Annotated in this window: 13 protein-coding genes and 1 pseudogene; 4 read left to right on the forward strand and 10 right to left on the reverse strand. The window is 52.7% G+C overall.

The window, feature by feature from the left end; all coding sequences use genetic code 11:
- Positions 1-10 precede the first annotated feature (10 nt).
- The 4 genes from QKD99_RS06505 to QKD99_RS06520 all read right to left on the reverse strand — a co-directional run bounded on the left by QKD99_RS06505 (position 11) and on the right by QKD99_RS06520 (position 3388).
- On the reverse strand, positions 11-889 hold the full coding sequence (locus tag QKD99_RS06505; RefSeq protein ID WP_347951035.1) for a dihydrodipicolinate synthase family protein: 879 nt from the start codon (positions 887-889) through the stop codon (positions 11-13).
- A gap of 3 nt (positions 890-892) precedes the next feature.
- Positions 893-1687 (reverse strand): amidohydrolase family protein, encoded by a 795-nt coding sequence (locus tag QKD99_RS06510; RefSeq protein ID WP_347951036.1) that lies wholly within the window; start codon positions 1685-1687, stop codon positions 893-895.
- Positions 1688-1699: 12 nt separating this feature from the next.
- Positions 1700-2491 (reverse strand): SDR family oxidoreductase, encoded by a 792-nt coding sequence (locus QKD99_RS06515; RefSeq protein ID WP_347951037.1) that lies wholly within the window; start codon positions 2489-2491, stop codon positions 1700-1702.
- Positions 2492-2641: 150 nt separating this feature from the next.
- Positions 2642-3388: an IclR family transcriptional regulator gene (locus QKD99_RS06520; protein WP_347951038.1), complete on the reverse strand. Its 747-nt coding sequence runs from the start codon at positions 3386-3388 to the stop codon at positions 2642-2644.
- Between the two features lie 259 nt (positions 3389-3647).
- On the opposite strand from QKD99_RS06520, the gene QKD99_RS06525 reads away from it, so the two are divergent.
- From QKD99_RS06525 to QKD99_RS06540, 4 genes are all read left to right on the forward strand, one after another.
- Positions 3648-4850: an enolase C-terminal domain-like protein gene (locus tag QKD99_RS06525; RefSeq protein WP_347951039.1), complete on the forward strand. Its 1203-nt coding sequence runs from the start codon at positions 3648-3650 to the stop codon at positions 4848-4850.
- A gap of 13 nt (positions 4851-4863) precedes the next feature.
- Complete coding sequence (fucP, locus tag QKD99_RS06530; protein WP_347951040.1) at positions 4864-6195, forward strand: L-fucose:H+ symporter permease; 1332 nt, start codon at positions 4864-4866, stop codon at positions 6193-6195.
- Positions 6188-6631 carry an RbsD/FucU domain-containing protein gene (locus QKD99_RS06535; RefSeq protein ID WP_347951041.1) on the forward strand — a complete coding sequence of 148 codons (444 nt, stop codon included), beginning with the start codon at positions 6188-6190 and terminating at the stop codon, positions 6629-6631. The genes fucP and QKD99_RS06535 overlap by 8 nt, the downstream gene beginning before the upstream one ends.
- 842 nt (positions 6632-7473) lie before the next feature.
- Positions 7474-10236: an AAA family ATPase gene (locus tag QKD99_RS06540; RefSeq protein WP_347951042.1), complete on the forward strand. Its 2763-nt coding sequence runs from the start codon at positions 7474-7476 to the stop codon at positions 10234-10236.
- Between the two features lie 645 nt (positions 10237-10881).
- Here the strand turns inward: QKD99_RS06540 and QKD99_RS06545 are convergent.
- The 6 genes and pseudogenes from QKD99_RS06545 to QKD99_RS06570 all read right to left on the reverse strand — a co-directional run bounded on the left by QKD99_RS06545 (position 10882) and on the right by QKD99_RS06570 (position 15714).
- The gene (locus QKD99_RS06545; protein WP_005328206.1) at positions 10882-11301 is read right to left on the reverse strand and encodes an organic hydroperoxide resistance protein; all 420 of its coding nucleotides are present in this window, start codon (positions 11299-11301) and stop codon (positions 10882-10884) included.
- Positions 11302-11355: 54 nt separating this feature from the next.
- Positions 11356-11448 (reverse strand): annotated as a pseudogene (locus QKD99_RS06550) (organic hydroperoxide resistance protein); the annotation flags it as partial.
- 8 nt (positions 11449-11456) lie between these two features.
- On the reverse strand, positions 11457-12068 hold the full coding sequence (locus QKD99_RS06555; protein WP_347951043.1) for a hypothetical protein: 612 nt from the start codon (positions 12066-12068) through the stop codon (positions 11457-11459).
- 38 nt (positions 12069-12106) lie between these two features.
- A complete protein-coding gene (locus QKD99_RS06560; RefSeq protein ID WP_347951044.1) occupies positions 12107-13678 on the reverse strand; it encodes a PTS ascorbate transporter subunit IIC in 1572 nt (523 codons plus the stop codon).
- A gap of 11 nt (positions 13679-13689) precedes the next feature.
- Positions 13690-14505: a PTS sugar transporter subunit IIA gene (locus QKD99_RS06565; RefSeq protein WP_347951045.1), complete on the reverse strand. Its 816-nt coding sequence runs from the start codon at positions 14503-14505 to the stop codon at positions 13690-13692.
- 303 nt (positions 14506-14808) lie between these two features.
- Positions 14809-15714, reverse strand: coding sequence for a DUF5067 domain-containing protein (locus tag QKD99_RS06570; RefSeq protein ID WP_284815331.1), 906 nt, complete (start codon positions 15712-15714; stop codon positions 14809-14811).
- Positions 15715-15777 lie beyond the last annotated feature (63 nt).

Consider the following 15777-nt stretch of genomic DNA (forward strand, 5'->3'; position numbering starts at 1 on the left):
TTCTGGGTAGTTAGATTTCAGATATGAGAGTTTCAATCAATTGCTTTTCGCTATCTGATAGCGGAATGTGGTGGGCTCGGGTACCTACTTCGAAATTGAGCGCAGTCTTTACCCGAGTAGCGTATTGAATTGTGGGGATAAACCAGTCTCCGACTTCGTAGACTGCCATCAGACGAGAAATTGCAGAGGCACAATTCAAAGCAGTACCGTAATCTTGGTTTTCATAGGAGCGATGCATTTTCACAAAAGTCCCAGGTATTACGTTCGTGAGTCCGCTTAGAACTCCTGCGCCTCCGGCAACGCGGTTCGAGATGTAGTATTCGTCGAAACCAGAAAGCACTGCGAAGTTATCGCCGGTCGCTTTAATCTCTTGTCGATTATGGGCGATAGAGTCAACCGTGTCCTTCAATCCGACAACGTTCGGATTCGCGGAGCTCAGTCGCCCGACCAGTGAGGGGCTCAGGTCGGTTCCCGTGCGGTCAGGAAAGTTGTACAGGATTATTGGTGTATCAGTGGCGCGCGCGAGCTCTGTAAAATACTGTTCGGCCTGCTCTTCCGTGGGGCCAAAGTAGTACGGACTAACCACAACTGCCCCGTCGGCACCGGCAGCTCCTGCTTCTCGCGTCAGCTGGGCGGTTTCATCTAGGCTATTGGTTCCAGTCCCGACAAGGAGCTGGGTCCGATCGCCGAGGCACGATTTCGCGAATTTGGTCGCCTCAATTCTTTCTTCGAGGGAGAAGCTATAAAACTCTCCAATACTTCCGAAGATTAGTATTCCATTGACTCCAGCCTGAGCCAGATTGGTAAGGTGTTCTTCCCACGCTACAAAGTCGAACTCTCCATCTGCAGTTAGCGGTGTGATGGAAGGACAATAGATTCCAGGTTGCATTTCTTATACTCCTAAACGATAAATGGCGGACGCATTGTTCTTAAAGACTGCCGGATCATCCCCAAAGACATTCCGCACAAGCTGTACCTGCTGAGCGACGGCTTCCCTCACTGCTCCTACCGGCCAGTTTGAAGCAAACAATAAACGGTCAGTACCGAAAGTACTTTTGACAAACTGAAGAATCTCATGAGCGAGACCAGGTTCATCAACGGGAATGCCGGACAATTTGCAAAAGGTATTTGGCGTATTCGCGAACTCGCGAAGGTTCTGCATGTTTTCTGAGGTGAGGGCAGCGATATTGCCAACATGATTGAGGATTATTGAGGCGTCCGGCACGAGCCTGGAGGCTTGGGCAATGTCAGGGATTTCTTGTGGCCGAATTACAGCATCGAACGGCAAACCGTGATTAGAGAGCAACTCTAATCCTGCAAGGAAGCTTTCCTCGAGGCAGCGCCCTGGTTCTGCTGACGGGGTGTGGAGAACTTCGCGGACACCATTGGAATCGGCGAGTATGTCCATCTCAGTAGAGAGTTTAGCCCGGCTGACTATGCCAAAAGCCGGAACAAATGTCTTTAGTTGACGTACTAATTGGTGCTCCTCGTGAGGATCTTCGCAGTCAGCTTCGATATGGACTAACCCCACTAGGCGTACGTCGTCGATCTGCTCATATTGGCGCATCAGTTCATGAACAGAGAAAGAGCGCTTAAGAGCTGTGGGTTCAGCTTCTAACCAGGGCAGCGTTTGTTTCTCTAGATTCCACTGGTGAAAGTGACTGTCGATTATGTCAAGGGTGCTCAAATCTCGACCTCCCTATTGCTGTAGGGCACGGTCTAAGTGAACATATCCGCCATCGACATGAATCCATTGGCCGGTTGTGTGCGAAGACCGCGGTGAGAGCACGAAGACTGCAGTGTCAGCAATCTCCTCCACAGAAGTCATCCGCGCTCCGAGCGGAATATTCTGGGTGATCTCGTTTAGTCGCACTTTTTGGGCGTCTTCGTCGCCAAAGCTAGTGATCCACTTCTCATAGAGCGGCGTCCAGGCTTCAGCGACAATGATCGCATTGCTTCGCACATTATCCTTTGCAAGTGCAGCCGCCCATTCTCGAGTTAAACCCAGGATGGCGCCTTTCGCAGCTGCATATGCGGAAGTATGGCCCTGCCCGGTTAGCGCAGTCTTGGATCCAATGTTCAGAATCGAGCCTGAAGATTTCTTCAAATGCGGAAGAGCAGCTCGCACCAGCTCGTAATAATGAGTCAAGTTTGCGTGCAACGACTCCTCGAACTGCTCCCATGACGTGTCTTCTAGGCCAAGGTTGTCATTCGCACCGGCATTATTAACCACTCCATATAGGGAACCGTATTTGCCGATGACTTCATCAACAACACTTTGGATCTTGTCGGTGTCGCGGAGATCAAGGGTGAAGTATGAAAAATCTTCACATACAGCGCGGAGAGCCGACTCGAAGTCCTCATCAATTGGATTCCTGTCTATAACTACGGGAATTGCGCCTTCCTTGGCTAAGGAAAGGACGATGCCTTTGCCAATTCCCTTCTTGCCGCCTGTAACAGCGACCACCTTTCGGTTTAGGTTGAGCTCCATATACTCGTTACCTCCGGTAAACAAAGTTGACGCCACATGGAACATGGTTCCATGTGGCGTCAACTTTAGCGCAGATTTACGTGATGTAAACCCCTTTTGCAAAAACAAGTGATTTACATCCAAGAATAGAGCTAACCTTTGTGGAGAAGGCTATGAAGCGCCGATAGCGTGAGATACCCCGTCTGCAGCCTCCAGGACGAGTGGTGCGTACTCCTCAAGGTCAGAGATGCTTTTTTCCATCGCCAAGGCTGTCATCGAGATTGCGTATTTGACATGTCCGTCCCGTGCTTTAACCGGGGCCCCAATGCAGCGGATTCCAGGGACATTCTCTTCGTTATCGAAGCAGTACCCCGTGCTTTTTATGTGCTTGAGTTCTTGCTGCAGCTCTGCGAGCGAGGTAATTGAATTCGGTGTTCTTGCCGGTAAACCGGCAGCTACTGCTACTTCTGCGACATCGTCCGTGGGTAGAAAAGCAAGGATTGACTTACCGATCGCAGTGGTGTGCAGCATCAAGGATTGCCCAACGCCTGAGGGGATGTGATATGGCGCCACCCCTTCAATCTTGGAAAGGTAGATAGCTTCGGTTTTTATTAACCCGCCAAGGTGTACCGTCAGGCCCGTGCGGTTGACTAGGTGTCGTAGATGTGGTTCGGCAGCTTGGGAGATATCGATACTGTTGAGCGCCGTGCCGCCTAGCTTTAGCAGGGTGGGGCCGGGGAAATAATCGCCGACTTCGCTTTGTCCGATGTACTCGTAGTCCAAGAGTGTCTGGATTAGGCGGTGCACGGTGGCCTTCGGGAAGCCAGTGGCCTTTACAATATCAGTGAATCGCGGGTGAGCGATGGCTGCCTCGAGGACTACCAGTGTCTTGTCTGCTGCAGTCAGAGATTTATTCACACCTACAAGTGTACAAAGCTCTCGGGTGGTGGTGAATCTGGGGCCTGGAAACTAAAGAAAAGCTTGTGGTGCAAATTACCCCTTGCGTATCAGCGTGAGGGGTACTACATTTTTCATAACAGCAGAACACGGTTCTACTGTACGGAACAAGTGCGTTGTCAATACCACACGGAGGCCTCGTTCGATGAGTCGAATTACTGACCTAAAGACGTATGATTTCAGATTTCCGACTTCGGCAACTTTGTCGGGATCTGACGCTATGAATCCAGATCCGGACTACTCATCCGCATATTTGGAAGTGCACACAGACGCGGGAGAAGTAGGTGTCGGATTTGTCTTTTCCATTGGAAGAGGCAACGACATCATTGTTAAAGCTATTGACACGCTGGCCGAGAGGTTTTTAGGTAAGGAAATCGAGCCGTACCTAGAGAAAATGGGCAGTGCTTGGAAGGAACTTGTTTATGATTCTCAAATCCGTTGGTTAGGACCGGAGAAAGGTGTCGCTCACATGGCAATTGGTGCGATACTTTCCGCCTTTTGGGACCTGAAGGCAAAAAGAGCGAACAAGCCATTGTGGCTGCTTCTGGCGGAAATGGAGCCAGAAGAGCTGGTGGAAACGCTGGATTTCCGTTACCTCTCCGATGCTCTTACTCCTGAGGAGGCCTTGGAAATCTTGCGGCAAGGCCAAGAAGGCAAGGAGACCCGAATTCAGCAGTTGCTCGAGGAAGGCTATCCAGGGTATTCGACCGCCGCTGGGTGGCTCGGGTACAGCGACGAAAAGATGCTCAGTCTTGCTAAGCGGGAAACGGAAGAAATGGGATTCTCGCTAATCAAGCTCAAAGTCGGGCAGAATCTGGCTGATGACCTTCGTCGTTTGTCGTTGGTACGTAAGGCCATCGATCCCAACGTAAAACTCGCGGTCGATGCCAACCAGGTTTGGGATGTTCCCGACGCTATTGAGTGGATCAATAAGTTCCACGAGTTTGACTTGGCATGGGTCGAAGAGCCTACGAGTCCGGATGACGTGCTAGGTCACGCGACCATTGCTAAGGCAATTGCCCCGATCCCTGTAGCGACGGGGGAACAGATGCAGAGCAGAATTCTCTATAAACAGTTTCTTCAGGCAGAGGCGTTTGGGGTTATGCAAGTTGATGCAGCCCGAGTTGCCGGTCCACAGGAGCTGATTGTCCAGTATCTCTTGGCGAAAAAGTTCGACACGCCCGTTTGCCCTCACGCCGGTGGTGTTGGGCTCTGTGAGTCAGTGCAGCACTTCGCAATGTTTGACTTTGTTGCCATCTCTGGCACAAGGAAAAACCGAATGATCGAGTACGTCGATAACCAACATGAGCACTTCATTGATCCGGTGATGATCAGAAACGGCAACTACGTTGCACCACGCTCGCCCGGCAATAGTTGCCAGATGAAGTTGGAAGCAGTCAAACAATATGAGTTCTCTGGATAGAAGGGTGACGGACATGTCTGATGTGACCTTAAACAAAACAGACCAGGATGGAGTGAACAGCAGTTTCGTTTATCCCGGTCTGCTGCTACCGTTTGCCTTGATTGTTGCGTGTTTCGCGGCTTGGGGAATCTCCACTGACCTCACTGCACCGATGGTTAATGTTTTCAGCTCAGTTTTCGACATGAGTGCATTTCAGTCAGCGTTGGTGCAATTTGCCTATTTCGGTGCGTATTTCCTTCTGGCAATTCCTGCTGCAATCATTAACTCCAAGTTTGGTTTCAAAGGTGGCGTGGTTATTGGAATGTCACTAGCTGCTGCCGGAGCCTTCCTGTTCTTTCCTGCAGCGGAACTAATGACATTTGGTACATTCCTGCTTGCTCTGTTTGTCTTAGCAGGCGGTTTATCGATTGTCGAGACCTCAGCGAACCCTTTTGTATTGTCTCTTGGGCCAGAACACAATGCAACGCGTCGATTGAACTTTGCACAGGCATTTAATCCAATCGGTTCGAACATTGGTGTCCTAATGGCAACTCTCTTGGTCGCTCCCCATATCTCCGAGGCTGTGGCGAAGCAGGGGATGAATGAGGAGGAGTTGCTTGCTCAGACATCTAGCGAACTCGAAAAAGTGATGGTCCCGTACATCATTCTCGGAATTCTGTATTTGAGTCTCGCGGTAGCGATTGCTGTAGTCAAAATCCCCAAAAACCAGCGAATGGAGGAGACCGATTTCTCAGGGGTTGAGCCTGGTGTCTTCGGCCGCTTGATTCGGAATAAGACGTACAGATTTGGCGTTGTCGCACAGTTCTTCAATATCGCAGCACAGACCTGCATTTGGACGTTCTTGCCATTTTACGTGGAATACACGCTGGGGGCTTCAAAGTCAGATGCGGGCTGGTGGTTGCAGTTGTCACTGATTTCCTTCTTGCTAATACGATTTGTGATGGTCTGGCTCATGGGCAAGTTTGACGGCCGTTTGCTCTTGACCATTATGTGCGGCGCAGGTGTGGTGTTCTCCCTAGTTGGAGTTCTTCTTGGGAATGTCGTGGGTGCCCTCTGTATTGCAGCACTATCTGGATGTATCTCGCTTCTTTTCCCGACAATTTATGGAGTTGCTCTTACCGGTGTCGGCAAGGACACCAAGTTTGCATCCTCAGGCTTGGTCATGGCTATCGTGGGCGGCGCCATTGCGCCTTTAGTCCATGGAAGCTTACAGGACGCTACAAACCCGCAGTTTGCTTTCATTTTTGTCTTGGTCTGCTTCTTGATTGTCGGTGCTTTCGGTGTCTATTCCATGCGCCACGGCATCGATCGAAAGGCCCAGGAGAAGGAGTCCACCAATGCTTAAAGGGATTCCACCGATTTTGTCTCCTGACCTTTTGAAGGTACTGGCAGAAATGGGACATGGTGACGAGATAACAATTGCAGATGCTCACTACCCACTTTCGGGAGCGGGTGGCCAGATCATTCGCGCTGATGGGCATCGGATATGCGACCTTTTAGAGGCTATTTTGAGGTACTTCCCTCTGGATCAATATCACGAATGGCAGTACGCGCTGATGGAGCCCGTTGTGGGAGACGCAGCACCGGTTGTTTGGCAGGCGTATGGCGAGATAATAGGTAGGCATGATCCTGCAGAAGAAACCTTGCTAGAGCGATTTGAGTTTTACCGACGAGCTAGTCACTCCCATGCGACGATCATGACCAGTGAGACGGCGCAATATGCAAACATCATTCTGAAAAAAGGGGTAATTGTGAACTCCCCTGAAGGGCCAAAAGGCTGAGTGCGACCTCGTAGGAGAGAATGGAGCCAGACCGATTGAAGTAGAGAGGCCGAGTACTAAGCGCGGAGAGAATCCAGACTAGATGATCTCCCGGTTGCATAGATGCGTCCGCCACTTGAAACCGCCCAGGAAATCTGCGAAATCTCCGTCAGTTAGGGCCCGGGCCCGCCTATGTGTGCTCGACCTGTTCCGTCGAGTGGGCCTAACCCCCGACGTGTCTACTTTCCGGGGGGCCAGGCCCCTCCTCTCGCGACAAATGAGGGCTGGGGTAGGGATTGCGTTAAAATGCTTACCTAGCTGAGTAGGCTCTATAGTTGACGCCTACACTTCGCGGTAAAGTCGCCGGAGACTAAGTGGTTTACGGCAACCTTGGAACGCCATCGAACGACGGGTAGCTCTGGGAAAGTGCAGAAGTTGGGCGTTGCCTGTTCCAGGGAGTGTGCTGAGACATTGCGACCGTTGACCCGTATTGGGCAATGTTCAAGATGAGGGGTTCTTGACCAGCATTGTTTGCCCATTCGGAATGCCGAACGCTTGGCCTTCGTCTTTTGAAAGTGGATCGTCTGTAGAGCGTGCGCTCGTGCCGAAGCATGAGAGATAGTCGGTTCAATCCAGGTTAAGAAACTCTTCGGAATAGCAACCAAAGGATGAGAGGTTGACTTCACCATGCGCCCGATTATTTCTGAGCCCCTAGGAGACGAGAATTTTCGGTACAAAGACTTTTTCGTACTTGTAAAGTAGCAATATAGGTTCCGTGATTTTACGGTACGGGAGTTTCTAGGGGCTGTTAATCGCCTCGAGCTGCAGGTGGTGCAGCGAGTTAGTTATGAGGAGCGGAGCGAATGACGCAAACGGATTTCTCAAAAGAGATAGTCACCTGGGCAGCAGAAGGCCTGACAGAGCAATGGCAACATGAACTACTTACCGATGTGGCAGGAGGCGTGACCCTTTCCGCGGAATATTTCGATGAACTTGCCGATAAAGCTGTAGAGGCATTCTTCGCGCCGGACGAGTGCTGGTTCCAGCCAAGATCAAGAAAAGCTACGGGCAAAAAGAAAAGCTTTTCGGAGAAAGATTTCGGAATTAAAAAGTCTTCAGAGGAACCAGTAAAATTGATTAATGTTTCGCATCATTCTGGTGTGAATCGGTTGCAGCCTGGAGAAAGTATTGAAATTGAACCGACCGGAATGACTGTAATCTTCGGTAAAAATGGTTCGGGTAAATCAGGCTACGCACGCATTCTTAAGAAATTCGCCGCTAGTAGGGGCGATAATCGAATTCTGCCAAATGCTTTGGCCTCTGCTGCAACGACTCCAGAAGCTTCCATCTGCTTCCTCGAGGGGGACAAGGAAAGGAAAGCAAAGTGGACGGGTGTGGAGAAGTTTGTTGACAGTAGCTTTCAGCGCGTCCGAGTCTACGACTCGTCATCTGCACAAAGTCTTCTAGCCGATGAACAGAAAATAGCTTATTCTCCCACGCAAATTAAAGTATTGTCTCGTTTCGTTGAAGCTTTAGGCGAAGTCAAGATAGAGGTAGACCGTCGACTTAAAGAACTCGAGCTTAGGGAAAAGAAAATCGACACATTTGGAATTGAGGAGTTTGGTCAATTCTTAAATGATGTCAGATCGATGGAGCCTAAAGAAGCAAAAGAGGCTATCGACGGTCTGCAGGAGTTCTCTGACAGTCAAGAAGAGGAACTCGCCAACCTTGAAGAGCGGTTTTCGAGACTTAGACTGGATTCAAAAGAAGTCTTACTTAGGAGAATTGAATCGAGGAAGAGTTTGGCGCAAGCAGAACGCGCTAAAGCGGGAAAAATCGCCGAAGTGCTCCAAAGATTGACACCGAATGACGCTGCACTAATTCGGAGCGAATTTGAACGAGCGAAACAGTCAGTTAACGAAGTACAGAATTCCTTAGGCGATGCCGATAAACTTCGAATTTGCGTAACTGATAACTGGCCATTTTTGTGGAACACTGCTAGGAACTTCTTTGCCTCACTCCCGAGCGGGCATGAGCAGCATGCCTCGGAGGTCTCACAATGGAAAGCATGCCCTGTATGTCACCAGGACTTGGATTCGAATTCCAGAAATAGGCTCCTGGCTTTTGAACGGGTTGCTAAAGGGGAGGCGAATCAACGTTTAGAAAAGGCAGAGGCCACCTATGAAGCAGCTAAGGAGGCCCTAAATGGAATCCAGAACTATTTTGATCTTGAAGGTACTGAGTGCTCAACAGCTTTAGTGAGGGAGCTAGAGGTGCCGAGTGACTTAACAAATGTTTTCGTAGACGGGCTCACAGAATTTTACTCGAATGCAAAGCGACTTTTTTGGGAAATAGAATCTGAACTCACCGCAAATGAATCTGGGATCATTGGTGGTGTAGACGCCGACCTTTCGCTGGAAAAGCCAACGACTGGTGGGGACATGGTTGTGGAAAAGCTAAAAGATCTAAATAGAGCTTTCGACCTATTCGAAGAAAAACTTAATCGAGAAGAAAGTGAATTGCGATCGTCGGATTTAGACGACGATGCGGAAGATAGCTTGGGCGGGAGAATTGCTTCACTCAAGTGTCTGCGTGCGGCGGCTGAGAATAGATTTGTGCTCAAGGAAGAGCATGACACGAGGGCGTTCATAGAGGCTCACGTAGCGGCTTCTAAGGCGTGCAATGCTCGTAGTGCGACGTACCTGGTGAAAAAGTTGTCCAATGATTTTATCGGAGAAATATCTAGTCGCTTCTCTATCGAATTGGCTGAGCTCGGATTCGACTCGTCGATCCCTGTAGAGCTGGTGTTAGCCAAAACCTCTAAAGGGGTCAGCTATATAAAGCCACAATATAATTCCCAAAAATCCCATCGGATGGAAGAAATATTAAGCGAAGGGGAACAGCGCATTGTCTCGATGGCTGGATTTTTTGCGGACCTGACTGGATCTGACGATTCATCATGCCTTATCTTTGACGATCCGGTTACAAGCCTTGACCATAGATTCCGGGAAAAGGTTGCACGTCGTTTGGTGAGGGAATCATCGATGAGACAGATCGTTGTTTTTTCGCATGACTTTGCGTTTGTGCAATTGTTGGATCAGATGCTGAAGGAAGAGAATCTAGCTCGAACCGCCGAGGGGCAGCCTCGGCTTCCAGAGATCTCGGAAGTCGAGATATATAGGAGAGCCGACGGTGCAGGTTGCTTGACCCCAATTGATTTGAAACGACGAAAGCTCAAAAAGCAATTTGGCGCTTTGAAGAAAGAAATGCAGAGGCTTGAAGTTTTGGAGCGAAAACAGCCGGATGACTATCCTCCAGCTGGTGAGTCTTTCCTAGGCGCTGTAAGGGAAACGTGGGAGCGAGTTGTTGAAGAAACATTGTTAAACTCCGCTGTTGTAAGAATGGATCCCGCGGTACATACGCAAAACCTTCGACCACTGATCGATATCAATGAAGAAGATTTGGCTACCGTGGAATTAGGAATGACAGTTGAATCGAGGCTTATGCGTGGTCATAGCAAAGCTGGAGAAATTTCCGCTCAAGAATTTCCGAAATCGACCGACCTAAAGAAAGAACTAGACAGACTGACAACTTTTCACAATACTGTCCAAAGGAGACGCCAGTAGCGGATGTGCCTGACCTCCTATCGAATTGAATGAGTATGGGACTTATTTCATCGCTGGTGGTCGGACATACTTCACGCTGGCATCCACATTATTTTGAGGCCTCGCACATTCTGTGCGGGTCAGGTTCCTATTAGCAGTCTGGAGTATGTCACTGCCTTCGGCGGCATCACCCCCTCGGATCACTTTCAGACTGGGACGAAAATAAGCCATACCGAAGCCAGCGACTAGTTCCACTGCCCCAAGGGCAGAAGGAAGGTAGATAAACATAACCTGCCCAAGTATGGGGCTAGGAGTGCGAATCCTGAGCTCCTTCAAGCGGAACTACCAACAACTTGATGGGATAAGTAGTTCAGCTCGCCCGCCTTCGTCTGGCATTTTTCTTAGCGAGATCCATTTCGATCAATTAGCGGGGCTAAGGGAAGGCCGAGGGGAAGCCTAATTGTTAAAAATCGCCGATTTTATAAAATAGGCGCTCCAGCTGGCGGGCTAATTGATAAAACGTGCGCTTTTAAAAATGGGGTTTGACCTTGCTGAATCATCGAGCGGTCGACGGGGACGTAGACGAAAGAGGTTGCGCAAGGCATAAAAAGACCCACGCGGCGCTGAAAGTAGCGCGGCGTGGGCCTGGGGGGAGAGGACTAGGAATTAGTCCTGTGCAACACCAACGTTGACTTCGATGTTGCCGCGGGTGGCTTTGGAGTAAGGGCACATCTGGTGGGCGGCGTCGGCAAGCTCCTGTGCCTTGTCGTCCTCAACGCCTGGGATGGTGACCTCGAGGTCCACGCCGAGGTAGAAGCCCTCGTCGTTCTTGCCTAGGGAAACGCGGGCACCGACGGTGGAGTTCTCCACGTCTACGCCCTTGTCCTTGGCCACTGCCTTCAGTGCAGAGTGGTAGCAAGCGGCGTAACCGGCAGCGAAGAGCTGCTCCGGGTTAGCACCCTCACCGCTGCCGCCCATCTCCTTCGGGGCGGTCATGGTGAAGTCCAGATCGGAATCCTTGACTACAGAGCGGCCGTCGCGGCCCGCGCCGGTGGAGAGTGCTTCGGTGGTGTAAACGGCGTCCATGATGACTCCTTTTCTATTGGGTCTTTGTACGTCCGCCGATTGTACGCAAGAACGCTAGTCTTCGACGACGCTGACGGTGACCTCGATATTGCCGCGGGTGGCGTTGGAGTAGGGGCAGACTTGGTGGGCGGCGTCGGCAAGCTGCTGGGTAGTGGTTAGTTCGTGGTGGCCACGCGCTTGGACCACACGCCTCTGTCCGCGGTTTGAAACGAGGCGCGCACCGTTTTATCGCCGGGCTTTTCGCAGGTGAGCACACGCTGGTCGCTGCCCATGCGGCAATCCAGGTCATAGGACTGCTTGGTCACCGGGCTGCTGGCGGTGATATCTGCGTGGTATACCGCCGTCACCGTGGGATCTTTCGAGCGCATGGTGTAGCTAGCCTGCATCGCGGCATCGAAGACCGCGGCGGCGAATTCGCAGGAGGTCAGATCGCCGGCATCGATAGAATCGCCCGATGACGATGTGCCGCAGTAGCCGCCAATCTGGCCCGCGTTGATGTTGTGGTTGCCGCCGGCCGGCGGAGCAGGCTGCTCCGGTTCAGCTTCTTTGGTGACCGTTTCGGTGCGGGGTTGTTTCGTGTCCTTCTCCGAGCCGGATTCTTCTTCGGCTTCGCCCGCGGCGGAGCTATTGTCCTGTGCGGTGGAGAAGGCCGGCTCATTCGCCGGCGCGGAGTTGTTATTCGAATCGGAGCCGGAGCCGCAGGCGCTCACGGTGAGGCCAGCGGCGAGAAGGATGGACGCTACGGGGAATAAAGAAGGGCGCTGCATAGGGATACTGTAGCGCCCTTTGGGGTGTGGTGTGGGGGTTACTGCTCGATGCGGGCGGGTGGAACCGGGGCGCCCTCGGGCGGTAGCACCTTGGGATAGTTCTTGGCGGTGCCGGAGGACGTAGCAGCCGCGGTTGCGCCCTCGGGGGCACCGGCAGCGCTGGTGGGGGCAGGGCGGTGAGGGGAGGGGTCCCAGTGGGCGTCGACAAGCGTGCGCTGGCAAACCCAACCCAAGGCCAAGATGGCCAGCGCGATAAGGGCAATGAAGAATAGGCCCAGAGCGCCGTCGGCGTGGATGGACCAGCCCAGCAGCAGGCCGAGCCAGCCAAAGTCGGCATCGCCGAAGGTGGTATTTGCGGAGCCGAAGGAACCCAGGACGCTGAGGAGGAACGCCGGCAGGAAGGTAATGATGAGGCCGTTGACAAAGGCGCCGAGTGCCGCGCCGCGGCGGCCGCCGGTGGCATTGCCGTAAACGCCGGCCGCGCCGCCGGTAAAGAAGTGGGGCACGAGGCCCGGCAGAATCAGGGCGACGCCAAAGGCCGGGTTGAGCCAGGTGGAAAGTACGGCAAGGCCCACCAGTCCGCCCACGAAGGAAGAGATGAAGCCGATGAGTACTGCATTTTGGGCATAAGGGAAGACGATGGGCGCATCCAGTGCGGGAATCGCGCCGGGCACGACCTTGGCCGCGATGCCCTGGAATGCGGGTACGAGCTCACCCAAAATGGTGCGCACGCCAAAGAGGATAACGGCCACAGCCACGCCGAACTGGAGGCCTTGGGTGACGGACTGCATCAAGAAATTGCCCACATTAGTGGCGCCGTCAGGGAAGGCGGTAAAGGCTTCCTCCGAACCGGCGCGGGCAATGAATAACACGGCGAGCACCACGTACATCAACGCCATGGAAAGCGCGGTTGCCACCATAGAATCGCGCAAGAAGCGCAGGCCTTCTGGCAGCTTCAGGTCTTCAGTAGAGGGCGACATCTTCTTTCCCTTGCCGCCTACCAGCTTGCCGACGCCGCCCGCGGCCAAGTACCCCACCGTGCCGAAGTGTCCGATGGCAACGGAGTCATCGCCGGTGATTCGGCGGGTAAATGGGTGCGCGATAGCCGGGAGCGAGACCATAAGGATGCCGAGCAGGGCCGCGCCAAAAGCGATGACGACCCAAGACGAGTACCCGGCAGGGGCGAGCACCATGGTGAGAAGTGTGGCCATGAAGAGGACGTGGTGACCGGTGAGGAACACGTAGCTCATGGGCGTGAAGCGGGCGAGGAGCAGGGAGACCACAAAGCCGAGGATCATAATCCAGGCGACCTGGCTGCCGAACTGGTCTTGTGCGATGCCTACGATGGCCTCATTCGTCGGGACCACGCCTTGCGCGCCGGTAGCGCCCGTAATCATGGCGCCGAGCGGTTCCAGCGAATCGGTAACGAGACCGGCGCCGGCACCAATGAGCAAGAAGCCGAGCGTGGCCTTGATGGCGCCGCCAATGGTTTTGCCGGTGCCGCGTCCCATCGCGGCCAAGCCGACCGAGGTGATGATACCGATGAGGAATGCCGGGACGGAGAGGATCTCATTGACGAGGAAGTTTGCTATAGCAAGAAGAAAATCCATGAGGATGCTCCTTAGATGTCATAGAGCTCGCGCAGAGCCCCATCGATTTCAGACATAGAGGTGAAGTCTTGAATGACGTAGACGGGAACGCCGACGTCGCCAAGCGTTGCTGCGATTTCGCCGGAGGTGAGCAGGAAATCTGCCTCGCTCGCACGACCCTTGGCGGAGATGGTGTCCGTGGCTTCTACATTCAGGTACGGTCCCCAGCCCCATTCATCGAGGACCTGCTCTAGCGTGTTCTTAAGGAACAACGACGTTCCTAGGCCGTTGCCGCACACCGTGAGGATCTTTCCCTTGGACGCGACAGAATCTGCGGCCGTGTCCTTTGCTTCTTGGGGCTCTGATGTTGCCTGCGGCCTGGCCGCCGGCTGCTTTTTGTTTTGCGTGTGTGCAGTAAGAACCGCACGGAGCTCCTCTTCAGAGTCCACGCGATTGAGCTCATCACGCTTGGTAGCAAGCAACTTTGCTAGCTGCTTCATCGCCTGCAGATGCTCGGAGTCATTGCGCGCGGCAAAAGCTACGACTAGGTCGACGGGATCGTTAGAGTCATGGCCGAATTTCACCGGGCTATCCAGCCGTACCCACGACAGGGAGGTTTCCTTCACCGCCTCCGACGGCCGCGCGTGCGCGAATGCGAAGCCAGGAGCAACCACAATGTAGGGGCCCGTTTCTTCCACGGAGTGCACCATTGCCTCGGTGTAGTCCGCGGTGATTGTGCCTGCTTCTTCCAGCAGCGAGCCCGCGAGCCGGATGGCCTGCCTCCAGTTATCTGCGGCGCCGTGGAGCTCCACCGCGCCGGGCACTAAAAGGGAATCTAGTGTCGCCATATGTATCTCCCATCACAGAAATAGTGACATCGGGGTGAATGTCACTGATGATTCTATGCTGTGGAGAAACCGGAGGTAAAAGCAGGGGTAACGTTTGCATAGGGAAGGGTTGGAACAGCCCTAGGGCACTCCATCGGGCTGTGGGAACTGCTGAGTTTGCTGCAGAGTAAGGAGCGGCCATGTGCGGCCAGACAGAGCCGGGGCGCGAAAATGGTTCGATCTCACTTCAGGCCTTGTATTTCAGCGGGCTTCGGCTTCTGCAGTAGCCAGAACGGGAGAGTTACTCGCGTTGAGTACGGGCAGTTAATCGAGCTCGAAAGTTTGGCGGCCGATTTCGTCTTGGCTGAAGGACTTAGACGCGACAAGGTCCACAGGTGTGGTTAAATCATCGAGCTCGTAGGCTATTGTTCCGGCGACAGTTCCTCCCTTTTTAATCTGTTCAAGCTGAGTATCGGAAGTTTCAGGATCAAAATAGGAACCGAGGTCGAGCTCGTTTACCTTATTCGGATCATTGTCTTGAATGGCGGTGAAGTACACGACGAAGTCAGTGGTGGTTAGGGTTTCATCCGTTTTATTCGTTACGTCATAGTTAAAGACGAGAAGTGGCTTTTCACCTATTTCGTTACCGGGCTCACCGGGTTGAACAACACGGTGATCGGTAATTTCGAACTTGGCGGCTGGAACATCCAGGACTCCGTCTTTGAAGGATTGGCTGAAATCTGTGCTCTTTAGCTCTTTAACGGTTGTCGGATCATCCTTCACCTTTTTCATGTGCGTGGTGAATTCCTTATCTTCAATCGCGACCTTGAAAGTTAAGGAGTCGTCATCGATAGAGAAATCTTTCTTATTGGAAGAAGCGGCCATCCACTCAGAGGCGGTGGCAACGGTATCGCGGTTTGAGCTAACGGTCTCACCGGATGCAGCGGCTTGAGCGTCAAAGGTGCCGATCCAATAGATCATGCGATTTTCGCCGTTGTCCATGACCCATTCGATGGTGATGACGTCATCGGTGATGCTGGCTTCCATCCAGCCATCTTCAGATGCGCTGTCCTCTTGCTTCCACGTTCCAATTGCGGACTTCGCATCAGCCTGTGCACCGGATGAGGAATTATTGGAGTCGCTTGCCTTTGGGTTGTCACTTCCGCTACCTGAGCAGGAAGTAAGCGTGAGTGCAGAGGCGAGAACGAGAGAAGAGAGTAGTTTGCGCATAAATAATTTCTACCCTCAGGGGGTAGGAAACGTACAAATACTCAAAAAGGTAGGGGGAAAATT

The organism is Corynebacterium sp. c3Ub_189 (genome assembly GCF_039907195.1).
Taxonomy (GTDB): domain Bacteria; phylum Actinomycetota; class Actinomycetes; order Mycobacteriales; family Mycobacteriaceae; genus Corynebacterium.